This is a genomic window from Streptomyces sp. NBC_00236, from assembly GCF_036195045.1.
In the GTDB taxonomy this organism is placed as follows: Bacteria; Actinomycetota; Actinomycetes; order Streptomycetales; family Streptomycetaceae; genus Streptomyces.
Genome location: NZ_CP108100.1, coordinates 638,621 through 662,692 on the forward strand (window position 1 = coordinate 638,621; position 24,072 = coordinate 662,692).

Here is a 24,072-nt window from a genome sequence, read left to right on the forward strand (position 1 = left end):
GGCCCTACCGTGCTCCCGCGCGGCGGAGCCGCGCCGCGAGATGGTGCTGAAGCGGCTGCCCGACCGCCGCGAGATCGTGGACGAAGTCGAGCGTGTCGTCGTCCGACAGCGTGTAGCGCCGGCGGGTGGCATCGACCTGCTTGGCCGTGGGTGTCAGGGCGACGTGGTGGGTGGCGAGGTCAGCCGCGCCGTCGGCCGCGCTTCCGGCCAGGATCTCCGCGACCCCGGTGGGCTGGGTGATCAGCGCCTCCACCCGCCCGTCCGGCTGCATCCGCCACCAGCCGCTCTCCCGGGCCGAAGGGCGCAGCGGCTCCCCGTCCGGGCCCAGCAGCCAGGCGCGCGCCTCGTAGTGGAGGAAGGGCCTTCCGTCATGACTGAAGGTGACTTCCTGCGCGTACACGAACTCCTCGGAGAGCGTCGGATACCCACCGCGGCCCCGGCCGGTCCAGCTGCCCAGGAATCCGAGCAGCGGCTTCAGCAACGGGTGCGGCGCGGGTGATCCGTCCGGCCGGAGGGCGTCGGGATACGGGTGCGTGCGGGCGGGGTCGGACATGAGGTGCGCTCCTGGGTCGGGGCCGGTGCCGAGGGGCAGCCTAGGACCTCGGACCGCAGATGCCGGACTGGGCAGGGCTCCGGCAGGGCACAGCACCTGCCGGAGCCCGCGCTGCGAACCGCCCGCTGCCCCGGACCGGCCCCGGGAGGGGCCGGCCGGGACGCCGTGCTCAGACGAGGTCGAACCGGTCCAGGTTCATGACCTTGTCCCACGCGGCCACGAAGTCCTGCACGAACTTCTCCTTCGCGTCGTCGCTCGCGTAGACCTCCGCGACCGCGCGCAGCTCGGAGTTGGACCCGAAGACGAGATCGGCCCGGCTGCCGGTCCACTTGACCTTGCCCGAGGCGTCGCGGGCCTCGAACGTGCTCGCGTCGTCGGACGTGGCCTTCCACTCCGTGTCCAGGTCGAGCAGGTTGACGAAGAAGTCGTTCGTCAGCTGCCCGGGCGTCTCGGTGAGGACGCCGAGCGAGGACTGCTGGTGGTTGGCGCCCAGGACGCGCAGACCGCCGACGAGGACCGTCAGCTCTGGCGCGCTCAGGTTCAGCAGGTTCGCGCGGTCGAGCAGCAGGTACTCGGCGGGCAGCCGGTTGCCCTTGCCGAGGTAGTTGCGGAATCCGTCGGCCTTCGGCTCCAGCTCGACGAACGACTCCACGTCGGTCTGCTCCTGCGACGCGTCGACGCGGCCCGCGGTGAACGGGACCTCGATGCCGAAGCCGGCGTCCTTGGCCGCCTTCTCGACGCCCGCCGCACCGGCGAGCACGATCAGGTCGGCGAGGGAGACCTGCTTGCCGCCCTGCGCGCCGGAGTTGAAGGACTCCTGGACACCCTGGAGGGTACGCAGCACGCGCGCGAGCCGGTCGGGCTCGTTGACCTCCCAGCCGTTCTGCGGTTCGAGGCGGATGCGGGCGCCGTTGGCACCGCCGCGCTTGTCACTGCCGCGGAACGACGAGGCGGACGCCCACGCGGTGGAGACGAGTTCGGACACCGACAGGTCCGTGGCGAGGATCCGCTCCTTGAGGGAGGCGATGTCCGCCGCGTCGACGAGCTCGTGCGTCCGCGCGGGCAGCGGGTCCTGCCACACCAGGGTCTCCGCCGGGACCTCCGGGCCGAGGTAGCGGACGACCGGGCCCATGTCGCGGTGGGTCAGCTTGAACCACGCGCGGGCGAAGGCGTCGGCGAACTGGTCCGGGTTCTGGTGGAAGCGCCACGAGATCTCCTCGTACGCCGGGTCGAGCCGGAGCGAGAGGTCGGTCGTCAGCATCGTCGGCGCGTGGGTCTTCGACGCGTCGTGCGCGTCGGGGACCGTACCCGCGCCGGCGCCGTCCTTCGGCCGCCACTGGTGGGCGCCCGCCGGGCTCTTGAACAGCTCCCACTCGTAGCCGAACAGAATGTCGAAGAAGCTGTTGTCCCAGGTGGTCGGCGTGTCGGTCCAGATGCCCTCGAGACCGCTGGTGATCGTGTCGGCGCCCTTGCCGGTGCCGTACGTGCTGCGCCAGCCGAGGCCCAGCTGCTCCATCGGGGCGGCCTCGGGGTCGGGGCCCACGCTGTCCGCCGGGCCCGCGCCGTGGGTCTTGCCGAAGGTGTGACCGCCCGCGATCAGGGCGACCGTCTCCTCGTCGTTCATCGCCATGCGCCGGAACGTCTCACGGATGTCGCGGGCTGCGGCGATCGGGTCCGGAGTGCCGTTGGGGCCCTCGGGGTTGACGTAGATGAGGCCCATCTGCACCGCGCCGAGAGGGTTCTCGAGCTCGCGGTCGCCGGTGTAGCGCTCGTCGCCCAGCCAGGTGGTCTCGGGGCCCCAGTAGACGTCCTCGTCGGGCTCCCACACATCCGCGCGGCCGCCGCCGAAGCCGAAGGTCTTCAGGCCCATCGTCTCCAGGGCGACGTTTCCGGTGAGGACGATGAGGTCGGCCCACGAGAGGTTCTTGCCGTACTTCTTCTTGACCGGCCACAGCAGCCGGCGCGCCTTGTCGAGGCTGGCGTTGTCCGGCCAGCTGTTGAGCGGGGCGAAACGCTGCTGCCCTGCTCCGGCGCCACCGCGTCCGTCGCTGATCCGGTAGGTGCCGGCGCTGTGCCACGCCATCCGGACCATGAACGGGCCGTAGTTGCCGAAGTCGGCGGGCCACCAGTCCTGCGACGTCGTCAGCACCTCGGCGATGTCACGCTTCACCGCCGGGAGGTCGAGGCTCTTGAACGCCTCGGCGTAGTCGAACTCCTCGCCGAGCGGATTGGACACGGCGGGGTTCTTGGCGAGGATCTTCAGGTTGAGCCGCTCCGGCCACCACTGGCGGTTCCCGCCGCCCTGGGTCGGGTGCGGCGCGCGGCCGTGCGCGACCGGGCAGCCGCCGGTTCCCTCTGCCTTCGGATCGGTGACGATCGCGTCGTGGTTCTCAGTCATGGAAATCCTTCCGGACGGGGCGGATCACGGTGCTGAGGAACAACGGACTGCGGGAAGGCCGGGTCCGGATTCCGGGGCGATGGGCCCCGTCTCCTGAAGTCACGTACTTTTCCGCGCTGCTGTCCTGTCCCTTGGCTATCGACCGGAACCGATCCTACGATGGACATAGTCCAAGTCAATACGAACGACAGGCGTGTACGGATCCAATCGTCGGACAACGCACAGTTAGGCTGGTGGGCATGAGTGACCTGCTGCAACGGCTTCGCGCACGTGGCTGGCGGATGACAGCTCAACGCCGGGTGGTCGCCGAGGTGCTCGCCGGTGAACACGTGCACTTCACCGCGGACGAAGTTCTCGCACGCGCCACCTCCCGGCTGCCGGAGATATCCCGCGCCACCGTCTACAACACCCTCGGTGAGCTGGTCTCGATCGGCGAGGTGATCGAGGTGGCCACCGACGGCCGCGCCAAGCGCTACGACCCGAACGCCCACCACCCCCACCAGCATCTGGTGTGCTCCGGCTGCGGCGCCATCCGGGACGTCCACCCCTCCGGCGACCTGCTCGCCGAACTCCCGGAGTCCGAACGGTTCGGCTTCACCGTCTCGGAGGCCGAGGTGACCTACCGGGGTCTGTGCCCGGACTGCGGACCCGGCTGATCGGCGCGTACCGGCGATCGTCCCGGCGTAGGCTTCACCCACCATGAACGCGGCGGGGGCGGAGCGCATGACGGCTGATTCGGTACTGCGGTGGGGGTCGACCCTCGATTCCGTCGTGGTGTACGCGCGGGGTGCGCTCTGCAGTCGTCTGGCCCGGGGCGCCGTACCCCCCGACGGCCGGGTGCGGGTGACGGGCCTGCCCCGCTCCCTGGACCCCGGCTCGCTGCGGGTCCGGGTCCGGGTCCTGGGAGCTTCCGGGGTACGTGTCACCGAGGCCCGCGTCGAAGTCGAGGCCGAGCTGCCCCGGCCGGACGCGCCGGACACCTTGCGGCGCGCGCACGAGCGGCTGAGCGACGCGTATGCCGCGGCGCAGGGGCGCCGGGACCGGCAGTTGAGCGTGATCAACGAGGTCAAGGCTCTCCACCCGGTCCCGCCCGGCCGCAAGCGCGACGACCCGCACCGGCGCACCCCGGCCGACGCGTGGCTGGAGCTCGCCGATTTCGTCGACGAGCGGCTGACGGGACTGCACCTGCGCCTCGTCGAGCTGGAGGAGGCGGTGCGCGCCGCCGAGCACGACCTCATGGTCGCCACGGACCGGCTGGAGCGCGAGTCCAGCGACGCGCCGTCGGCGCACGTGGAGACCACGGTATGCGCGGCCCTGACCCTCGACTGCCCCTCCGACGCGGGCGGGGCCGAAGTGGAACTGGAGCTGGAGTACGGGGTGCCGGGCGCTGTCTGGGCGCCGGCGTACCGCCTCACCCACAAGCAGGGCGACGACAGCGGGAATCTGGTGCTGCGCGCCTCGGTCGCCCAGCGGACCGGCGAGGACTGGACCGGCGTACGCATCGCCCTGGCCACCGCGGATCTCCGCCGCCGTACCGATCTGCCGAGGCTCCGTTCCGTCCGGATCGGACGCAGCCAGCCCGCCCCCGCACCGTCCGGCTGGCGCGAACCCCCGTCCGGGCTCGGCGACCTGTTCTCCGGATACGACGCGGCGGGCCCCGCGCCGGTCCGGACGAGCGCGGTTGCGGCAGGCGGCCCCTGGCCGGGCTCCGTGGCAGAGCCCGTTCCGCCGCCCGCACCACAGGGCTACGGGGCGCCGCCGCTGACCGGCGTGGGCGGCGCTCCCCCGGCGGCCTTCGGCGGCGCCCCGCCCGCCCCCGCGCAGCCGGGCGGGGCTCAGCCGCGCACCAGGTCGCGTACCGGCGGCAGGTCCCGCGCGGACGACGCAGCGCCGCCCCCGGCGCCCGGGGCGGCCGCGCCGCCACCTCCTCCGGTGCCGGTGGCCGGTCCGCCGGAGCCGAGCAGCGCCGAACTCGACTACGCCGCCCTGACCCTGGCCGGCCCGGACGAGCGGGGCGGCCGCCGGGGCCGGCTGTTCCCCGGCTCCCCCTCCGACCCGGTCGCGGCCGAGTTCCGGCGCCGCGCCGAAGCGGTGGCCGCGTTGCCGCTGCCCGGACAGGCCGTGCGTCCCCGCGAGTCGGCGGGGTCCTTCGACCACCGTTTCGATGCCGCCGCCCGCGCCGACATCCCTTCGGACGGCACCTGGCACACCGTCACCGTCGGCGAGATCCCGGTCGGCCTGCGGACCGAGTACCTCTGCGTGCCGTCCGTGGAGCAGATCGTGTACGCCACGCTGGTGCTCTCCAACGCCACCGATCAGGCGCTGCTGGCCGGCCCGGTCGAGGTCAGCGTCGACGGAGAGTTCCTGCTGACCGCCGCGCTGCCCACGCTGGCACCCGGCGGTGTCCGCCGGGTGGGACTCGGGCCGGCCGAGGGCATCCGGGTGACGCGCCGTACGAACCTGCACGAGTCGACGTCGGGCCTGCGCAACAACACCACCGTGCTCGACCACCGGGTCCACGTGGAGCTAGCCAACCGGCTGTCGAGGTCCGTCTCCGTGGAAGTCCGCGAGCGGGTGCCGGTCAGCTCCGAACCTGATGTCAGGATCGAGGAGCGGGCCGACTGGACGGTGCCCGAGGAGGGCGGCGGGCCCGACCGGCATGCGCGCGGCACCCGGGTCTGGCGACTGGACCTGCCCGCGGGCACCACCGCCGCTCTCGACGGCGGCTACGAAATCCGCATACCGACCGGCAAGGCCCTGACCGGCGGAAACCGCAGGAGCTGACACACCTCATGTCCACGGCCCCGAAGCCGATCGCTCTCCCCGTCACCGCTGTCACGTGTCTGGAGGACCGTGCCCACATCGAGCGTTCCACCGTGCTCGACCTGGAGGCCGGGGTCCAGCGGCTGCGTCTGGGGCCGGTCAGTGCCCTGGCCGTCGACCGGACGCTCCACGCCGAGCTGACCTCCGATCACCCCGCGACCGTGCTCGACGTACGGATCGTCCGCGACTGGACGCCGCGCGATCCGTCGCCTCCCGCGGACGACGACTCCGCGCTCCGCCACCGTGTGCACTCCCTCGAGGAGGAGCAGCGGGAGCTGGGACAGCGACGTGACCGGCTGAACGCCCGCCTCGACCTGCTGGGGCGCCTCGCCCGCGACCTGCTGCGGGAGATCGGCGAAGGCGCGGGCTTCGGGGAGACCGAGCGGCCCCGCTGGGCCCGCGAGCTGGACCGGGTGGACGCCGAGCGCGACGTACACGCCGAGCAACTCCGTTCCGTGCAGGTGCGGCTGGCCGCCGTCGCCGACGAACTCTCGGACGTCCAGCTGGCGCTGGACCTGTCGGAGGAGGAACCGGCCGAGCTGGTCGGCCACATCGAGCTGACCGTGAGGACCGCCGCCGCAGGCCCCGTCGGACTGCGTCTGAGTCATCTCACCCCGTGCGCACTCTGGCGGCCCGCCTACCGGGCGGTGCTCGACGGGGAAGGTCTGACGCTGGAGACCGACGCGATGGTCTGGCAGCGCACCGGTGAGGACTGGTCCGATGTGCGGCTGACGTTGTCGACGGCACGTTCGGCGCTGGCCACCGATCCGCCCCGGCTGGACGAGGACCGGCTGACGCTCAAGGACCGCTCCGCCGCGGAGCGCCGCACGGTCGAGGTCGAACTGCGCGAGGAGGAGATCGGGACGCTCGGACCGGCGACGGTGCTCGGTCTGCCCGGCGTGGACGACGGCGGCGAGGCGCGGGTGCTGCGGTCCCCGGCGCCGGTCTCGGTCCCGGGGGACGGCGCGGCCCACCGGGTGCGGCTGTCCGCCTTCACCACGCCCGCACCGAGCGAGTACGCCTGCTCACCGGAGTTGTCCCCGCTGGTCACCCAGGTGGTGAGGTTCGACAACCGGTCCGGCCACGCGCTGCTCGCCGGGCCCGTGGAGCTTGTCCGCGGCAGTGGGTTCAGCGGCCGCGGCACGCTGGACTTCACCGCCCCGGGCTCCCCCGTCGAGCTGGCCTTCGGCAGCTGCGACGACTACCGGGTGGTCCGGGATGCCGAGGAGTCCCGCGACGTCGCGGGCCTCACCCAGCGGACGGTGGTGACCCGTACGGTCCGGCTGCACCTGTCCCGTTTCTCCGCCCCCGGCGAGCACGGCGACCGGGTGGTGGCCGTCCGGGAACGCATCCCCGTCTCCGAGGTCTCGGCGGTGGAGGTACGCCTGCGCAAGGACGCGTGCTCCCCGGCACCGGACACGGTCGACGCCGAGGGCATCGCCCGCTGGGACGTCGCACTCCCGCCGGGCGGCCGTCGCACGGTCACGCTGGTGTACGAGGTGTCGGCGAGCGGCAAGGTCACCGGGCTCTGACTCCGGGCGACGGGTCAGTAGTACTGGGCCATGCAGAATTCGTGGTCCTCGGGGTCGGCCATGACGACGACCACCCCCTCGTCGTACGCGTGCCGCTCGCCGGTGAACCTGCCGCCGAGGGCGACGACCTGGGCCATGCCCTGCTCGATGTCGTCGACCGCGATGTCGAGGTGGAGGCGTACCTTGCCCCGCTTCGGCTCGGCCACCGGCTGGAAGACGAGGCGGGGCTGCGGGTCGTCGCGGTGGCCGAGGTAGATCCAGCCCGGCTCGGACGGCCCCTGCGGGCGGTCCAGCAGCGCGCTCCAGAATTCCGCCACCCGTTCCACGTCGACGCAGTCGACCGTCACGCCGGCCCATCGGTTCGTCATGCCGTCAGCACCCTCTCGTCGGGCGGTACTCCAGCAGAAGGGTGTCTCCCCCGCCCGGCACGCGCCGGAAGCCCGCCTTCTCCCAGGCCCGCACGGCACGGACGTTCGTCTCTGCCGGATCGACCGTCACCCGCTGCCACTCCAGGGTTCCACACACATGGTTCACGAGCGCCCGGGCCGCGTCCGGTCCCAGGCCGCGACCACGTGCGCCGGGGATCAGCACCAGGTCGAGACCGCCTTCGGCAGCGCCCGCGTACCAGTACTGCGCATAGCCCACGGGCTCTCCGTGCGCGAGCACCACGAACGACTCGACCTCCGGGCGGCGACGTCCCAGGTACTTGGCGGCCACTTCCTCGCGCGACAACGGCGCCCCGCCCCAGTGCTCCACGAAGCCGGGATCGGCGAACCAGCCGGCCAGCAGATGCAGGTCGTCCTCGGACGTCGGAACGAGCCGGGTCAGCTCCCCGCCGACAGGTCCTTGATGCATCGGCTTCCCCTCGTTCGGCCACTGTTCCGCCTGCCTCGCCGGCCATGATCCTCCGGGCGCTCCCCGGCTACGTCCTGCACCGGACCCGAGCCCACCTGCCGGCCGGGGCGACGCCGGCCGCTCCGGGGGCTCCCGGAGCGACCGTGCGGGGCGGGGAGCCGCCTTCATCCGGCTGTCCGCGGAAGCTCGGGTGAGATCATCCCCCCATGAGCAGCGACCTGGAAGTAACCGCCCTGGCCATCAATGTCACGGTCCCGCAGGCGCTCCGCTGGACGGACACGCGGCGCGGTGAGACGTTCACGCTGACCACCCTGAACGTCCGGCTGCTGCCGGACGGCCGCCTGGCCGCGAAGGCGTACGGCCGGCCGGTCGCCGGCGGCCGGGGCGCATACGTGTCCTTCCCCGTCCCCGACGACCCCGGGCTGACGGCCCTGATCGCCGACGCCGCCGGCCGTGCCGGGGCGTTGTGGGCAGCCCATCGCGGGCTCGGGTGAGCCCGGTCCGACGCGTCCCGCTCGCGTGAGGTCAGCCCGCCTCGGGCGGGTTCTGCGCGTCGAAGGCGAAGAGGGTGTTCTTCGCCGCGGCCACGACCACCGCACCCCCCGCGACGGTGACGCGCGGGCTCGCGCCCTGCTCACCCGCCAGGCCGTCGGCCTGCGGGTCCGTCGTCCACAGGACCTTGCCGCCCTTCGGCGCCAGGGCGACCACCCGGCCCGATGCCGAGCTGAAGTACAGGGCGCCGGTCCCCGCCGCAGGGCCCGCTGCACCCTCCACACCCGTCTGCCGGAACCACTTCTTCCGGCCGGTCGCGGGGTCGATCGCCGTGATGAGTCCGGTCTGCCCGCTCACGTAGACGGTGCCGTCCGCCATTCCCGGCGTTCCCGCGTAGGTCCTGGCCAGCCGGGAGTAGGTCACCTTCCGCGAGACCGGGTCGACCCGCACCACCCCGTCGTAGCCGGTCGTTCCCGCTCCCTCCCTGTGCTCCTGGAGCAGTACGAGCCTGCCGCCGGCGACGCCCACCGGCACGGCGGGGCCGTCGACCGCGAGGGGACTGCCCAGCGTCCCCGAGGCGCGGTCGACCGCGTACAGGGTGGGGTGGCGCACCGCCAAGGCGTCGATCTCGGCATCCGTCGCGCACATCGCGAACAGCCGCGCGCCCACCGGGACGGGGGCACACTGCGTACCCCCGGGGAAAGAGGTCGTCCAGGTGACCTCACCGCTGTGCGCGTCCCGGGCCTCGAAGCGGGAGTTGTAGGCGTCGACGGTCACCACCACGGAGCCGATCACAGCGGCGTCCAGGGTCCGGCCCGTGACCGCCGTCGACTGGGCGCCGGACGGCACGGACCACAACTCCCGGCCGCTGTCCGCGTCAAGGGCCACTACCTCGGTGGAGGGATCCTGCGGAGCGTCCTGAGCGGCGAAGCGGTAGCCGAGCACGGTGCCGTCGGTGACGCCCACCAGGTGCATGCCCTGGACGGGGACGCCCGGGCTCTTCGCCGTCCACTGCGACGAACCGTCCACGGCACTGATGCGGGTCGCCACCACACCGCCGCCCCCGCAGAACAGCGCGTCCCCGCGCGCGACGCAGCGCAGTTCGTCGGGAATGTCCTCGTCCCCGCCCCGCACGGTCCTGCGCCACGGCTTGAAACCGTCCGGCAGCGCGCCACCCGGCGCCGCGACGCTGTTGCCCTTCTCGCCGTCGCTGTTCGCGCCGGAGTCGCCCGTCTTCAGCGCGGCGGCTCCCCCGCCGATCGCCGCCACCGCGACCGCCGTCGCGAGCACGGGCCGCCACCGGCTGCGCAGCCGGCGCCCGATGGCGGTGCTCGCGTTGCCGGAAGGGGGCGGGGCGGACGGGTCCGGGGTGGGCGTCGCGAAGTGATGCTGGGTGTTCATGTCCCGGGTGCGGCCCGCACCCGCCCGGTGCACGCCGCCGAGGTCGGCCGGCAGGTCCCGCAGCAGCACGAGGAGTTCCTCCGCCGAGGGGCGGCCCTCGGGCTCCTTGTCCAGGCACGGCTCGACGACCGCGCGCAACGCCACCGGTACGGCGTCCAGCGACGGCTCCTCGTGAACCACCTGATAGGCCGTCATGTACGGGCTGTCCGAGTCGAAGGGCCCGCGGCCGGTCGCCGCGTACACCAGCAGTGTCCCCAGCGAGAAGACGTCGGACCGCGGTCCCACACCACGCGGCGCCTGCAACTGCTCCGGCGACATGAACGGCGGCGTACCGATGACCCGCCCCGTCATCGTCAGCGTCTGCTGGTCCACGGCGCGCGAGATGCCGAAGTCGATGACGCGCGGGCCCTCGGGCGAGAGCACGACGTTCGAGGGCTTCAGGTCACGGTGGACGACCCCGACCCGGTGGATGTCGCGGAGCGCCTCCGCCAGCCCGATGGCGAGCCTCCGCAGCTCGCCTCCGTCCAGCGGGCCGTGCGCCGCGATGTACTGGGCGAGCGTATGCCCCTCGATATACGTCGTGGCCATCCACGGCTGCTCGGCGTCGGGGGCGGCGTCGACCACGGCGGCGGTGAACGCGCCGCTCACCCGTCTCGCCGCCGCCACCTCCTGACGGAAGCGCATGCGGAACTCGTCGTCCCCCGCGTACTGCTGGTGAATCAGCTTGATGGCGACCGGCCGCCCCGAACTCGTACGGGCCAGAAAGACCGTGCCCATGCCGCCCGAACCGAGCCGCGCCTCAAGCGGATAGCCGCCGATCTCGGCCGGGTCACCTGCGCGCAGCGACACTCTTCCCGTCCTCCCGTCCCCCGTGCACCTCTGGCTCCACGGGCGTGCGTATCCGTCCTGCACACAAACTAGTCGCAGGGCGGTACGGCGGAGCAAAGCGGGTGACGAACCGGGAGCCCGGAGGCGCGCTCGCACGCCCCGGGCGGCCCGGTCCCTGTCTCAGGAGGCGTCCTGCCTGACGGGCTTCAGCCGGTCGCCCTCCGGCATCGCGGCCTTCAGCAGCTCCGCGGAACGGATGGTGCGGGTGCCCCGCGAGACCCCGAGCCGTACCCGGGCGCCGGTCGCGATGCCCTGGGAGGCCGCGGGCAGTGCCCAGGCGGTCGTCAGGTCCGTGGTCCCCTCGTCCAGGACCAGGAAGCGGGCCGCCCCCTTCCCCTTGCGGGACTCCATCCGCAGCACCTCACCGGTGATCGTGTCCGGCTCCCGGCGCTGCAGACAGGCGAGGACCAGGAAGTACACGGCCAGCGCGCCGACGACCACGACTGCTGCCAACTCGCCGGGCAGAGGCCCCTCGTGGGCCGCCGCATCGGTGAACCAGCCGTGGTCGCTCCGCTCGAAGTTGCCGGGCATCATCGCCAGGAACGCCACCAGCAGCGTCCAACGGCTGAACTTGCCGGCCACCACGAGCCCGAGCAGCGCGCTGCCCACCCAGCCGGCACTCAGCACGATTCCCGGCTGTCGCCACGCGCCCTCGCTGTGCGCCTCGATGCCGACCGACCAGTCGGGCTGCCGCAGCACCGCGAAGGCGCACAGGCCCGCCGCGGCCACGGCCGCCCCGGACGCCAGATACAGCAGGTGGACCGTCGATCCGCCGAATCCGGGGCGCAGCCGCGGGTAGCGGATCCGCACCGGTCGCCAGGTCCCTCCGTACGAGGACCAGACGCGTCGCCGGTCTCCCGAGTCGAAGCCGAGGAGCCGGCTGGTGAGGGTGGTGACGCCGAGCGCGGTCCCGTACGCGAGATAGCGGTCCCAGACGGCCACGGCTGCGGGCGGCAGCCGGGCGAAGTCCTCGTGAGCGGTCAGCCAGGACCGCAGTCCGGCCCAGTGCCCGGCGCGCTCCAGTCCCCTCGGCGTCGCCCGCTCCCTCAGTGACTTGCCGAGCAGGAACATCAGCGGGAGCGCCGGCGCCACGCCGACGGCGAGCGCGGCGCGCACGCTGTGGCCTCCCATGACCGCGGCCACGGTGAACAGCGCACCGGGCACGAACGCGCCGAACATCAGCGCACTGCCGAGCCACGGTGCGAACCGGAACCGGGACAGGCCGCGCAGCCGGGCCTCGCCGATGATCTCCTTGCGCAGCTCGGTGTTCCAGGCGGCGGCACGCTTGACGTCACGGAAGGCGATCGCCCCGATGGGGGCGGCGCCGTTCACCGCGCGGGCGCTGACGCGGTCCAGTACCCGTCGCTCGTAGGGCAGCAGCATCGGCGCCGCCCGGCCGGCCTCGGTGACGTGAACGCTGGTGCGGGCCGGGTCGTCGCCCGGCTGCCGCAGCTCGACGAAGCCGCGGGCCGCGAGGTCCAGCAGGGTGGCCGCGGCTGCGTGCTCCACGCCCCGCCAGCCGTTGCCGAGCAGGCTGACCACGGCCGGCGACTCGGGTTCGTCCCCGAGCTCCTGGGTCGCGGGCCCCGGCGTGACCACGCCGTTGCGGGTGAAGGCCAGGGCGAAGCCGAAGGCGACGAGCCAGAGCACGATCAGGGCGGCGCCGCCCCAGTAGAGCTGTTCGATGTGTGTCACGCGAATCTCACCTGGACCGGGTCCTGCGGCGCACCGGCGGCCTCGAAGTACTCCCGCAGCCCGTGCGCTCCGCCCAGCCCGGCCACGATGTTCCCGGGGAAACTCTCCAGGGCGGTGTGGTAGCTCTGCACGGCGCTGTTGTAGAACTGCCGCGCGTACGCGATCTTGTCCTCCGCCGCCCTCAGCTCGGCCTGCACCGTGCTGAAGTGCTGATCGGCCTTGAGGTCCGGATAGCTCTCCCCGAGCGCGAACAGCTTCCCCAACGTCGCGGTGAGCGCGTCCTCGGCGGCCGCCCGCTCCGTCACCCCGAGTTCGCCGCTGACGGCCGCCCCGCGGGCGGCGGTGACCGCTTCGAAGGTTCCGCGCTCATGGGCGGCGTAGCCGCGGGCCCCCTCGACCAGATTCGGGATCAGATCGTGGCGCCGCTTCAACTGCACGTCGATCTGCGCCCACGAGGCCTGCGTCTGATTCCGCAGCCGGACGAGCCGGTTGTAGGTTCTGATGACCCACCACACGCCCACGACCACCAATACCGCAACAATCGCACCCACGATGACACCCACGGCGTCGCCCCCAGAGGCCCTCAAGGATCTGCCCCCCTGGCCGATCGACGTGATCATATTCCGGCCGTCAAGGCCCGGTCGGCCGGGGGCGTCCGTCCCTGAACCGGCCGCCTGTCGCCCGTCGCCCTTCGCCCATCGCCCTTGAACGGAACCGTCCTCACACGGTCAGCCAGCCCCGCAGCGCCGCCTGCACCCCGGCCTGGAACCGGGTCTCCGCGTTCAGGGCCTGCATCAGGCGGGTGATGCGGCGGCGGACCGTGTGCACGTGGATGTCGAGGCGCCGGGCCATGGCCTCGTCCTTCAGGCCGGAGGCGAGCATGGTCAGCAACTCCCGGTCCTCCTCCGTGATCCGGTCGTGCGTGACGGACCCGATGGGAAGCGCCCGCTCCCAGACCGACTCGAACAGCGGCACCAGCGCGTTGCTCAGGAGCGAGTCGCTCACCAACAGGGCCGACGCCGTCGGATCCGCCGCGTCGGTCGGCGGCAGCAGGGTCACCCGCCGGTCCACCGTGATCAGCTTCGTCGGCAGGTCCGTTCCCACCCGAATCTGGACGCCCTGCACGGCCAGATCGCCCAGGCCGCGGGCGCGCCCCTGGAAGCTCAGCCCCTCGCGGTCCACCACGGCCCGGACCCGGACCCCTCGCCGTACCGGCTCGGCCATGTCAAGGGGCACCGGCATGCCGTCCGGCTGACTGGCCGCGTAGGGCGGCCGGTCCAGAAGCGCCACCTCCTCGCTCGCCGACACCAGCAGCGAGGCCACCCGCGCGGCGATCGCCGCGCCGCCGCGGACCGTCTCGATGCCGGTGGCGCGAGGGGTGTTCACGGTGCTCAGCAACTGGGCGGCGATCCGGTCGACGGATCCGGTCAGCTCCTCCAACTCCGCTGATCTGTGGAGGAGTTCGGCCTGCCTCAGATGGATCAGGTTGCGCAGCGCGGTGGCGGGAGGCACGGCGGCGGGCAGCCCCGCCGCATCTCGGGCCGGGTGGGTGAAGTGGTGTTCGGCCAGCTGGTCGAGGGCATGCGTGACGCGGCGCACGGTGAGCCCGAGGGAATGGGTCAGCGCGGTACGGGAGACGTGTTCGGGTGTGTCGAGCAACGCCTCGTACACCCGGAGTTCGTCCGCTCCGAGCCCGAGCGCCTGCCATTGCGTGTCCCACCCAGTCAGCCCCACTGGCTGAATACTTGCCTGTCAATGCAGGCCACACAAGTGTGGACGTTTACAAGTGCACACCCGGAACGCATTGTTCACACCCTGCTCCGGCACTTGCATGTCCCCATCCGATAACCGTTCATGCAGCAGTGGCACCGGAGGGGCACCCGTGCGGAGTTCAGCGCGCAAGAGATCAGCCAGAGCAGGACAGGGTTCCGGCAGTGTGTTCGTCGGCCAGGGCATAGCCGCGGTTCTGGCCGCGGCGGGCCTGTTGGTCACAGCCATGCCCGCCGCTCAGGCGGACACCACCACGGCCTCGGCCACGTCCGAGGTGACGCCGGGTGCCGAGACCGACACGCCTTCGCTCGTCACCGGACTGAACGAAGAGACCGCCGCCACCGGCACCGCGGCCGACGCCGCCCGTGGTCACCTCAAGGCCAAGAAGGGCCGCTACCACATCGCGGACACCTCGGCGAAGGACCTGGCCTCGGCCGGGACCATGACCGAGAAGGGCGGCAAGGAGACGGTCCGTCTCCAGCAGAAGTACAAGGGTGTCGAGGTCCTCGGCGGCCAGTACCTCGTGCGCATGACCAAGAAGGACGGCAAGCGCACCGTCATCGGCACCTCCGGCAACTACTTCACTCAGCTGAAGCTCGACACGGTCGCCCCGAAGGTCTCCGAGCAGACCGCGATCGAGCGCGCTGTCTCCGCCGTCTCCTCGCAGCTCGGCGGCGGCCTCCTGCGCGCCCCGGCCAAGGGCGAGAAGACCGGCACGACCGCGTTCACCGGCAAGGCCGGGGCGGTCACCATCCTTCCGCAGGGCACCGGCGTGCTGACCCGGCACATCACCGTGACCGGCGTCAGCCCGGCCGACGGCTCGCCGGTCCAGCAGGAGGTGTACGTCGACGCGCACTCCGGCTTCCCGGTGCTGCAGTACAGCGGCATCCAGACCTTCGGCGCCACGAACACCGCCACCGGCGCCACCGACGGCGCGGCGCCCGCCGGCGACGCCTCCACCGAATCCGCCGACCAGCTCGTCGTCAAGGGCAGCGGTGTCCGGTACAACGGCGAGAAGGCCGAGATCAATCTGTACAAGGACATCAACGGTGTCTACCAGATGATCGACTACAGCAAGCGGGCAGCGAACTCCCCCTACGCGGGCCCCATGATCGCCACCTATGACGCCCGCGGCAAGGAGGCCTACACCGCCTCCGGTACCTGGCCCACCAACATCCAGACCTTCCGGCCCGCCACCCCGGAGCTCGGCGAGGAGTACACGAACTCCGGTGCCGTGGCCGCCCACTGGGCGGCCGGCAAGGTCTACGACTTCTACAAGAACCACTTCGACCGGAACAGCCTCGACGGCAAGGACGGCTTCATCTACTCCCTGGTCGGAGTCGTCAACAACGGGCAGCCGTACAACAACGCCTTCTGGGACGGCACCAAGATGGTGTACGGCCAGGGCGGCGGGGACTATCGCACCTTCTCCGCCGACACCGACGTCGTCGGCCACGAGATGACCCACGGCGTCGTCACCCACACCGCGAACCTGGTCTACGCGGGCCAGTCCGGCGCGATGAACGAGGCCATCGCCGACTACTTCGGCAACGCCATCGACCTGGAGGCCAACCACCAGTCGATGGGCGACCCGGACGCCGGCCTGCTCGGCGAGGACCTGTGCACCACCGCGGGTCCCCGTGAGTGCGCCCTGCGCGACCTCAACGACGGCGCGACCACGTCGAAGGACTTCATCGGCGTCAGCTACCGCGGCGACAGCGGCGGTGTGCACCTCAACTCCACGATCTTTTCGGGCGCCCTGTGGGACATGCGCCAGGACCTCGACCCGGAGTTCGCCGACCAGATCGTGTACCGCGCGCTTTCCGCGTACATGACGCCCCTGGACGGCTTCACCGAGGGCCGCGCCGCGGTCATCGCCGCCGCACAGGAACTGGGCGCCACCAAGGCCCAGATGAAGATCGTCAAGAGCTCCTTCGACGCGCACGGCATCGTGCCCGGCTGGGAGACGGCGCTGGGCGTCGACACCGACACCCTGATGACCAAGAACAACACCACCGGCACCGGTTTCGGTACGGGCGGCGGCAAGTACGCCCTCTCCCGCTCCAACGAGGACGGCAGCGAGCCGTACTCGGTATGGGTCGGCAACACGAGCGGCAAGGGCCAGCCGCAGCTGATCAGCCCGAACAACGGCAACTACAACGTGTACGCCGACACCGATGGCAAGAACGTCGCGTGGGCGGAGTACGGGCCGACGGACGTGAAGTTCCACGTGCGTCCGGTCGGCGGCGGTGTCGACAAGGTCGTCGGCGGTGTCGGCGCCAACGTCGACTCGCTGGTCATGGACGGCAACTTCATCGCCTACACCTACGTCAACCCGCGCACCGGGATGACGCAGGCCCGCTCCATCGACATCCGGACCTCGGAGACGAAGGAGCTGTTCACCAACCCGGTCGGCTCCACGGCGCTTCCCTCCGTTCACGACGGCAAGATCGCGTACGCCAAGCTGTGGCCCGAGGCCGACGGCTACAAGCTCGGCGTCGAGGTCCTCGACACCGCCACCGGCAAAACCACGCTGATGCCGATCGACAAGGGCCACGTGGGCGGCATCGGCCAGACGGCCGTGACCGACGACGGCGTCTTCTGGATCGAGGACGACGACACCACCGACACGGGTCAGGCCGCGGTGCGCCGCGCGGACTTCGACGGCTCGGACCCGGTCACCGTCACCCCGGAGGCCGGTGCGGGCTCGCTCTACGCGTACTCGCTGACCGCCTCCGACGACGCGGTCACCGTCACGTCGCTGCCGCCGGCCACCTCGTGGGCCAACGAGACGCTGCCGAAGCTGTTCCAGATCGCACCCGACGGCAAGGGCGGCGCCCAGCGCGTCTCCTGCAACCGCGGTGACCAGGTCTTCGCCGCGGCCGACGAGGGCGGGCGCGTCCTGTGGCTCGACGGCACCACCGGCTTCACCAACCTGGTGAAGCGGGACCGCCCGGCGGGCTCGTGCTGATCTGAGCTGACGGACGGGAGGGGCGGCCGGGCTTTGGGGAGCCCGGCCGCCCTTCGTCATGTGCTCGGCGCCCCGGACACCCGACCGGCCGTGCTCGCGCGGAGCAGTGATCCGTTCGGAGTAGCCCTGATGGCAGTGGAGTGACGCTGCGGCAAGGCTGGCGGTCAGGGCGACCGACGGGCTGTCCCGATTCTGCCGCGAGGGAGCGCACCATGTCCGGGAACACACAGTCCAAGCCTGCCCAGTCATCGATCAGCCGGGCCAACGAGGAGATCCTGAACCGTTTCCCGTTCGATGACACCCAGGACATGGACGACGCCCGGCACGGGTTCATGGGGACGGCGGAGAGCAGCGAGATCAGTACGGCCGACGGCACGTCCGTCTGGAATCTCGACGCCTACGGATTCCTGGCGCAGGACTGCCCGCCGACCGCCAATCCGAGCCTGTGGCGGCAGAGCCGGCTGGTCGCCGACCACGGACTGTTCGAGGTCGTGGAGGGCATCTACCAGATCCGCGGATTCGACCTGTCGAACATGACGGTCGTCGAGGGCGAGCGCGGCGTCCTGGTGATCGACCCGCTCATCTCCTCAGAAACCGCCGCCGCGGCCCTCGCGCTCTACCGCAGCCATCGCGGCGACCGGCCGGTCACCGCCGTGCTGTACACGCACAGTCATGTCGACCACTTCGGCGGAGTGAAGGGCGTGCTCACCGAGGCGGACGTCGCCGGGGGCGTGCCCGTCATCGCGCCGGAGGGCTTCCTGGAGCACGCGGTCAGCGAGAACGTGTACGCCGGCACGGCGATGGCGCGCCGCGCCGCCTACATGTACGGGGCCGCCCTGTCCAAGGGCCCGCAGGGACAGATCGGCGCCGGTCTCGGGCAGACGACCTCGACGGGTTCGGTCGGCCTGATCCCGCCGACGCTCGACATCACCCGCACCGGTCAGACGGAGACCATCGACGGCATCCGCATGGTCTTCCAGCTCACCCCCGGGACCGAGGCCCCCTCCGAGCTGAACATCCACTTCCCCGCCCACGCGGCCCTCTGCCTCGCCGAGAACGCGACCCACAACCTGCACAACCTGCTGACCCTGCGGGGTGCGGAGGTCCGCGACCCGCGTGTCTGGGCCCTGTACCTGACCGAGGCGGTCACCCTGTTCGGCGATTCCACCGACGTCGCCTTCGCCTCCCACCACTGGCCGGTGTGGGGACGGGAGAAGGTGCAGACCTTCCTCACCGAGCAGCGCGACCTGTACGCCTACCTGCACGACCAGACGCTCCGGATGATCAACCAGGGAATGACGCCGCTGGAGATCGCCGAGGCGATGGAGATGCCTCCGGCGCTCGAGCGGGCCTGGCACACGCACGGCTACTACGGCTCCGTCAGCCACAACACCAAGGCCATCTACCAGCGGTACATGGGCTGGTTCGACGGAAACCCGGCCCACCTGTGGGAGCACCCGCCCGTGGAGGCGTCGAAACGGTACGTGGACTACATGGGGGGCGCAGACGAGGTGGTCCGCCGGGCACGTGACGCGTTCGACGCGGGCGACTTCCGCTGGGTCGCGCAGGTCGTCAACCATGTCGTCTTCGCCGACCCGACCCATGCGGACGCCCTCGCCCTACAGGCGGACGCACTGGAGCAGCTGGGCTACGGCAGCGAGAACGGGACCTGGCGCAACTTCTATCTGACGGGTGCTCTGGAGCTTCGCCGGGGCCCGGTCGGGTCGCCGACCACCACTGCGTCCGCGGACTTCCTCCGCGCGCTGTCGCTGGACCAGCTCTTCGACGCCCTGTCCATCCGGGTCGACGGCCCACGCAGCTGGGACGCGGACATCACCGTGCGTTGGAACGTGACGGGCGGGGAGCCCGTCACCCTGCGGCTGCGCAACGGAGTGCTCACCCATATCGCCGGGACCGGACCGGCCGTCTCCGCCCCCGACGTCGAGGTGGCTCTCGACGAAGCCGCCCTGCGTGCGGTCCTGCTCGGCAGCCTCCCCCCGTCGGAGCTTGCGGGGCGCGCCACCATCACCGGCGACGCGGCGAGGATCACCGAACTTCTCGGCCACCTCAGCCCGACGGACCCGGACTTCACCATCGTCACTCCCTGAACCGACCGGCTGTGGCGGCGCGGACCGGCACGGGCCTGTGCGCGCCTGCCCGGTCCCTGAGCTGTTTCGGTAAGGAGACCCCCATGGCATCCGTCGACGCCGCCACCCTCCGTCGGATGAGCGACGCGCTCTTCATCGAGCGGGGTCTGCGCAGCCCCGGCTCGACCCGGTTCTGGGGGCTGCTCGTCCTGGCGTCGGTCATCGCGAGCGCGGGCGTGGTCGGCGACTCGACGGCGACGGTCATCGGGGCGATGATCGTGGCCCCGCTGATGACTCCTATTCTGGGCAGCGCACTGGCGCTGGTCCTCGCCGACCGTTCGCAGGTGGTGCGGTGCGTGCTGCTGGTGTTCGGCGGTGCGCTGGCCGTGGTGGCGGTCGGCATGCTGCTGGGCTGGATCGCCGCACCGCCGGACTCGTTCGCCTCCAACAGTCAGGTCATGTCCCGGATCAGTCCGCGCCTGATCGACCTGCTCGCCGCACTGGCCACCGGCACCGTCGGCGCCTTCGCGCTGGTCCGCGCGGACATCTCGGACACTCTGCCGGGTGTGGCCATCGCCATCTCCCTGGTGCCGCCGCTGGCCGTGACCGGGCTCCTGCTCACGGTGGGCCGCTATCACGACGCCGGCGAGTCCGCGCTGCTGTTCGCGACCAATGTGGCGGCCATCGTGGCGACCGGCACGGTCGTCTTCCTCGTCTTCGGCGTACGGGGCGTGGCACAGGACTCGGGCTTCGCCGTGGGGCGGTTCCACGGAGGTTCGCTGGCGGCCGTCATCGGGCTCATGCTCCTGGTCGCCGTGCCGTTGACCACCGGGACGATCAGCGTCGCCAGGGACCGCTCCCTGGCCGCCGACGCCCGCCCGGTCGGCGAGAAGTGGGCGGCTACCGGCAAGTGGCAGATCGCTTCCGTCGAGGGACGCAACGGCGTCGTGGTCATCGGCGTACTCGGGCTGCCGCCCCAGCCGGCGCCCACCGCGCTGCGTGCCGCCCTCGACCGCAACGGCATGCGGGACGCGGACCTGGAACTTCATCTGGTGGGCGGGCGCACCCATTGGTGCCCGGCGGACACCGACACCTGCACCGTACGGGATTCGGCCATCGGCTGACCTGGGCTCATGAGTGCTCCGGGGGGCTGTCCGGCGCCGCGCCCCGGGCCGTGCGGGCTCAGGGTGCTCGGCTACAGTGGCGCCCCCATGAACACGCAGCAAACACCCCCCACCACCGGTCACCTTGTCGCCCCTTTGCTGCGTCTGCACCTTTTCGGCCGTTTCCGCGTATCGCGTGACGGTTGTCCCGAACCGACCGGCCGGTGGCCGCGGCTGACGGCCCAGGCGCTGGTCAAGCTGCTCGCTGTCACTCCGGGCCACCGGCTGCACCGTGAGCAGATCATGGATCTCTGCTGGCCGGACACCGATCCGCACGCCGCCGCCGGCAATCTCCGCGTCGCGCTGCACGCGGCGCGGCGCGCGTTGGAGCCCGAGCTCGCCCCGCGCGCCGCGTCCTCGTACCTCGTGGCGGACGGGGCGATGCTCTCCCTCGCCCCGGCCACCGTATGGGTCGACACGGACCATGCCGAAGAGGCCGCCGAGTCCGCGCTGGCGTCGCACGACCCCGCCGCGCTGAAGAACGCCCTGGCCCTGTTCACGGGCGAGCTGCTGCCGGAGGACCGTTACCTCTCGTGGACGGAACCGCGGCGGGCACGACTCAACGCTCTGAAGGTCGAGATGTCCCTGGGGCTGGCCTCCGCCCACCTGGAGCGGGGCGCCCTGCAGGAGGCTACGGCGACGGCGGGGCACATCCTGCGGTCCAGCCCGGCCGAGGAGGCGGCGCACCGGATTCTGATCGACGCCTACATACGCCAGGGTCTGCGACGGCGCGCGGTGGGCCAGTACCACCTGTGCCGTGAGGCGCTCGCGGCCGAACTCGGCGTCCCGCCCGGCCCGGAGACGGAGCGCCTGCACCGGGCTGCCCTGGCCACCACACGGAGGCCGGGCCCGGCCCGGGTGGCCCTGCCCGCACCCCTGCAGAGCCCGGACGTGGCCCCCTTGCGTGGCCGGGACGAGCTGCTGCACCAGCTGCTCACCTCCGGCGGCCCGCCGGTCCGCGTCCTGACCGGCGAGGCCGGTGTGGGCAAGACCCGGCTGGTGGCCGAGGCCGCACGGCTCGCCGGCGCCTCCGGATCCGCGGTGCTGTGGGGCGCCGGGCACGACGCGGAGGGGCACACCCCCTACGGCGCCTTCGCGGAGGCGCTCGACGGCTGGCTGGCCGAGCGGGACGTGACCGAACGGGCCCGCGTGGGCTCGGAGTACCCGGAACTGGCGGCCTTCCTGCCGTCGCTGGGGCAGGTACGGTCCTTCGGTGACCGCAGCCCCGGGGAGGAACGCGACCGGCTGTTCGGCGCCACGGCCGGTCTTCTCGCCGAACTCGCCGCGGTTCAGCCGGTCCTGCTGGTTCTGGACGATCTGCACGCCGCGGACTCCGGCTCGTACCAACTGCTGAGCCACCTGGCACGGCACGCCTCCCGTCCCGGATTCCCGATGCGCGTCCTGGTGACGTACCGGGCCGAGGAACTGGCTGAATCCGGCCCCCGGATCGTGGATCTCACGGCTCTGCTACGGCAGCCGCAGGTCGTGCACGTGGCCGTCGAGCGCCTCGACCGGGAAGCGTGCCTGGCGGTGGCGCGCGATGTCGCACCCTCGGTCCCCGGGGCCGGGACGGACAGCGCGCAGCGGTGGGACCGGGTGTGGGAACTGTCGCTGGGCAACCCGCTGTTCGCCGGCGAACTCGCCCGGAACCTGGGTGCCGACGGCCCCGAGGGCGTGGCACCGGACGGAGTGCGCCAGCTGGTGGCGGAGAAGCTCGCTCGTCTCGACGGGAACACGCGCCGCGTGGTGGAGGCGCTGTCCGTCGGCGGTGCCGAGACGGCCCTGTCCGAGCTGCTGGACGTGGCCGCCGACGGATTGCACCCGCCCCTTTCCGGGGCCGCCGCGATCACCGCTCTGGACGAGGCCATCGGCGCCGCACTCATCGAGGAGCGAACCGTCGTCGTGACCGGACGGCACGAGACCGGCATCGCCTTCCGGCACCCGCTGGTCCGCCTCACCTGTTACGAGCGGCTGTCCGCCGTCCGCCGCCGGCACCTGCACGGCGCCTTCGCGCAGGCGGTGCGCCGCCGCCGCCCCGACGCCGTCGACACGCTCGCCTCGCATTTCGCGCGCGCCGACGACGTCCGCGCGGCCGAGTACCTGCGCCTGGCGGCGGAACGGGCCGCGGCCCTGTACGCGAACGACACCGCCGACCGCTACTACCGGGACCTGATAGCCCGGCTCGATGTCGACGCGGGCCGCGCCCGGCTCGCGCACGCCCAGGTGCTGCGCAACATGGGCCACTTCGAGCAGGCCGTCGGTGCCCTGCGCCCGGCCCTGGCCGAGTTCGAACGGCTGGACGACCACGACAACCGCGTCCTCGCCGCGGCGCTGCTGGCGGAGATGCTGGTCAGAACGGGGTCCCCGGCACCCGGCCTCGCCATCCTGCGGCAGCATCCCGTGACGGAGGAGACCGCTCCCGAACCGACGGCGGGTCACTTCCTGACGCTGTCCGTCGTCCTCAGCACACAGGGCCATTACGACGACGGGTGCGCCGCCGCCGAACGCGCCCTGACGGCAGCGGACGAGGTACCGGGCCATTCCAGCCACGGCCTGAGGGCCCGCGCCTTCGTCCTACTGGCGAGCAATCTGGGGCTCGCGGGCCACTTCGACCTGGCACGTGCCGCGGGCGACAGGGCGTTGGCGCCGGCCGAGGCCTACGGCGACCCGACGCTGCTCGGATCGGTCCTGTCGATGCTGCGGGAGAACGCGCGCCGGGCCGGCCGTCTGCGCGAGGCGATCGACCGAGGAGAGCGCGCCCTCGGCCTCGCCGAACGGTCCGGCGGCCCGGCGGCTGCCGCCTTCGAGCGGGCCAACCTCGCGGAGCTCCGGCTGCTCCTGGAGGAGCCGGAGCAGGCTCGCGCTCTTGCCGAGGCCGCGGTGGCGGGCGCGGAACAAGCCGAGGCCTGGTGCCTTCCGTACGCACTCGCGGCGCTGGCCCGCGCCCGATGGGCCATGAAGGAAGCAGCGGCCGCCGAGGCCCTCCTGGACCGCGCCGAGTCGGTCGCCACCACGCTAGGGGACCGACGGGCGAGCCACGCGGTGCGCACCGCGCGTGCGGAACTCGCCCTGCACATGGGGCGCCCGGAGGCAGTGCTGCGGATCCTGGACCGGTTCGGCGACGAGGCACCGGTGCCGGCAGCGTGGGGCGAGCTTCTCTCCGGACGTGCCGAATCCGCCCGGCAGCTCGCCCTGGCCGAGGTGTCGCGGGCGGAACGTACCGGGGAACATCTTGCCGAGGTGGAGGCCCGGGTCGCTCTCGGTGCCGCGTTGTCCATGCTCGCCGAAGAAGCCGCGGGGGCGGAGGAACTGGCCCGGGCCGAGTCGCTGGCCGAGCGCCTTCCCTACCCGGCGGGAACGAGCCGGGCCGCCTGGGCACGTGCTCTGCTGCACGATGCCGAGCACGGCTGAAGGCATTCGTCGCAGGCATGACTGACGGGCGGA

The 24,072-nt window shown here is 72.1% G+C and carries 16 protein-coding genes; 8 read left to right on the top strand and 8 right to left on the bottom strand.

Annotated features, from left to right (window positions below):
* Window positions 1-4 precede the first annotated feature (4 nt).
* Both OG446_RS02785 and katG read right to left on the bottom strand, forming a co-directional pair.
* Window positions 5-553: an FABP family protein gene (locus OG446_RS02785; RefSeq protein ID WP_328892505.1), complete on the bottom strand. Its 549-nt coding sequence runs from the start codon at window positions 551-553 to the stop codon at window positions 5-7.
* A gap of 169 nt (window positions 554-722) precedes the next feature.
* Window positions 723-2,951: a catalase/peroxidase HPI gene (gene katG / locus OG446_RS02790; RefSeq protein ID WP_328892506.1), complete on the bottom strand. Its 2,229-nt coding sequence runs from the start codon at window positions 2,949-2,951 to the stop codon at window positions 723-725.
* A 239-nt stretch (window positions 2,952-3,190) separates the two neighbouring features.
* Between katG and OG446_RS02795 the strand changes: the two genes are divergently transcribed.
* The 3 genes from OG446_RS02795 (at window position 3,191) to OG446_RS02805 (ending at window position 7,306) form a co-directional block, all read left to right on the top strand.
* Entirely contained in the window at window positions 3,191-3,607 is a 417-nt protein-coding gene (locus tag OG446_RS02795) for a Fur family transcriptional regulator (protein ID WP_326665093.1), read from the top strand.
* A 67-nt stretch (window positions 3,608-3,674) separates the two neighbouring features.
* Entirely contained in the window at window positions 3,675-5,735 is a 2,061-nt protein-coding gene (locus tag OG446_RS02800; protein ID WP_328892507.1) for a DUF4139 domain-containing protein, read from the top strand.
* Between the two features lie 8 nt (window positions 5,736-5,743).
* Complete coding sequence (locus OG446_RS02805; RefSeq protein WP_328892508.1) at window positions 5,744-7,306, top strand: mucoidy inhibitor MuiA family protein; 1,563 nt, start codon at window positions 5,744-5,746, stop codon at window positions 7,304-7,306.
* 14 nt (window positions 7,307-7,320) lie between these two features.
* On the opposite strand, the gene OG446_RS02810 is transcribed toward OG446_RS02805, so the two are convergent.
* Window positions 7,321-7,674, bottom strand: a complete 354-nt coding sequence (locus OG446_RS02810; RefSeq protein ID WP_328892509.1) for a VOC family protein — start codon at window positions 7,672-7,674, stop codon at window positions 7,321-7,323.
* A 4-nt stretch (window positions 7,675-7,678) separates the two neighbouring features.
* Window positions 7,679-8,161 (bottom strand): GNAT family N-acetyltransferase, encoded by a 483-nt coding sequence (locus OG446_RS02815; protein WP_328892510.1) that lies wholly within the window; start codon window positions 8,159-8,161, stop codon window positions 7,679-7,681.
* A 206-nt stretch (window positions 8,162-8,367) separates the two neighbouring features.
* Here OG446_RS02815 and OG446_RS02820 point away from each other — a divergent pair, with 206 nt between their 5' ends.
* On the top strand, window positions 8,368-8,655 hold the full coding sequence (locus OG446_RS02820; protein WP_328892511.1) for a hypothetical protein: 288 nt from the start codon (window positions 8,368-8,370) through the stop codon (window positions 8,653-8,655).
* Window positions 8,656-8,686: 31 nt separating this feature from the next.
* Here OG446_RS02820 and OG446_RS02825 read toward each other — a convergent pair whose 3' ends face one another.
* From OG446_RS02825 to OG446_RS02840, 4 genes are all read right to left on the bottom strand, one after another.
* Window positions 8,687-10,903, bottom strand: coding sequence for a serine/threonine-protein kinase (locus OG446_RS02825; RefSeq protein ID WP_328892512.1), 2,217 nt, complete (start codon window positions 10,901-10,903; stop codon window positions 8,687-8,689).
* 159 nt (window positions 10,904-11,062) lie between these two features.
* The gene (locus OG446_RS02830) at window positions 11,063-12,637 is read right to left on the bottom strand and encodes a DUF2207 family protein (protein WP_328892513.1); all 1,575 of its coding nucleotides are present in this window, start codon (window positions 12,635-12,637) and stop codon (window positions 11,063-11,065) included.
* Complete coding sequence (locus tag OG446_RS02835; RefSeq protein WP_328892514.1) at window positions 12,634-13,188, bottom strand: LemA family protein; 555 nt, start codon at window positions 13,186-13,188, stop codon at window positions 12,634-12,636. The genes OG446_RS02830 and OG446_RS02835 overlap by 4 nt, the downstream gene beginning before the upstream one ends.
* Before the next feature lie 169 nt (window positions 13,189-13,357).
* A complete protein-coding gene (locus tag OG446_RS02840) occupies window positions 13,358-14,371 on the bottom strand; it encodes a LuxR C-terminal-related transcriptional regulator (RefSeq protein WP_328892515.1) in 1,014 nt (337 codons plus the stop codon).
* Between the two features lie 262 nt (window positions 14,372-14,633).
* Here OG446_RS02840 and OG446_RS02845 point away from each other — a divergent pair, with 262 nt between their 5' ends.
* From OG446_RS02845 to OG446_RS02860, 4 genes are all read left to right on the top strand, one after another.
* Window positions 14,634-17,378, top strand: coding sequence for a M4 family metallopeptidase (locus OG446_RS02845; RefSeq protein ID WP_328898180.1), 2,745 nt, complete (start codon window positions 14,634-14,636; stop codon window positions 17,376-17,378).
* A 212-nt stretch (window positions 17,379-17,590) separates the two neighbouring features.
* A complete protein-coding gene (locus tag OG446_RS02850; protein ID WP_328892516.1) occupies window positions 17,591-19,486 on the top strand; it encodes an alkyl/aryl-sulfatase in 1,896 nt (631 codons plus the stop codon).
* Window positions 19,487-19,569: 83 nt separating this feature from the next.
* A complete protein-coding gene (locus OG446_RS02855; protein WP_328892517.1) occupies window positions 19,570-20,589 on the top strand; it encodes a DUF389 domain-containing protein in 1,020 nt (339 codons plus the stop codon).
* An 87-nt stretch (window positions 20,590-20,676) separates the two neighbouring features.
* Window positions 20,677-24,039, top strand: coding sequence for an ATP-binding protein (locus OG446_RS02860; RefSeq protein WP_328892518.1), 3,363 nt, complete (start codon window positions 20,677-20,679; stop codon window positions 24,037-24,039).
* The last annotated feature ends 33 nt before the right edge of the window (window positions 24,040-24,072 follow it).

Bases quoted from the DNA above. Each gene is read 5' to 3' on its own strand.
- OG446_RS02795 (WP_326665093.1), top strand. From the start codon at position 3,191: ATGAGTGACCTGCTGCAACGGCTTCGCGCACGTGGCTGGCGGATGACA.
- OG446_RS02800 (WP_328892507.1), top strand. From the start codon at position 3,675: ATGACGGCTGATTCGGTACTGCGGTGGGGGTCGACCCTCGATTCCGTC.
- OG446_RS02820 (WP_328892511.1), top strand. From the start codon at position 8,368: ATGAGCAGCGACCTGGAAGTAACCGCCCTGGCCATCAATGTCACGGTC.
- OG446_RS02845 (WP_328898180.1), top strand. From the start codon at position 14,634: ATGCCCGCCGCTCAGGCGGACACCACCACGGCCTCGGCCACGTCCGAG.
- OG446_RS02860 (WP_328892518.1), top strand. From the start codon at position 20,677: ATGAACACGCAGCAAACACCCCCCACCACCGGTCACCTTGTCGCCCCT.
- OG446_RS02805 (WP_328892508.1), top strand. From the start codon at position 5,744: ATGTCCACGGCCCCGAAGCCGATCGCTCTCCCCGTCACCGCTGTCACG.
- OG446_RS02785 (WP_328892505.1), bottom strand. From the start codon at position 553: ATGTCCGACCCCGCCCGCACGCACCCGTATCCCGACGCCCTCCGGCCG.
- OG446_RS02850 (WP_328892516.1), top strand. From the start codon at position 17,591: ATGTCCGGGAACACACAGTCCAAGCCTGCCCAGTCATCGATCAGCCGG.
- katG (WP_328892506.1), bottom strand. From the start codon at position 2,951: ATGACTGAGAACCACGACGCGATCGTCACCGATCCGAAGGCAGAGGGA.
- OG446_RS02815 (WP_328892510.1), bottom strand. From the start codon at position 8,161: ATGCATCAAGGACCTGTCGGCGGGGAGCTGACCCGGCTCGTTCCGACG.
- OG446_RS02810 (WP_328892509.1), bottom strand. From the start codon at position 7,674: ATGACGAACCGATGGGCCGGCGTGACGGTCGACTGCGTCGACGTGGAA.
- OG446_RS02855 (WP_328892517.1), top strand. From the start codon at position 19,570: ATGGCATCCGTCGACGCCGCCACCCTCCGTCGGATGAGCGACGCGCTC.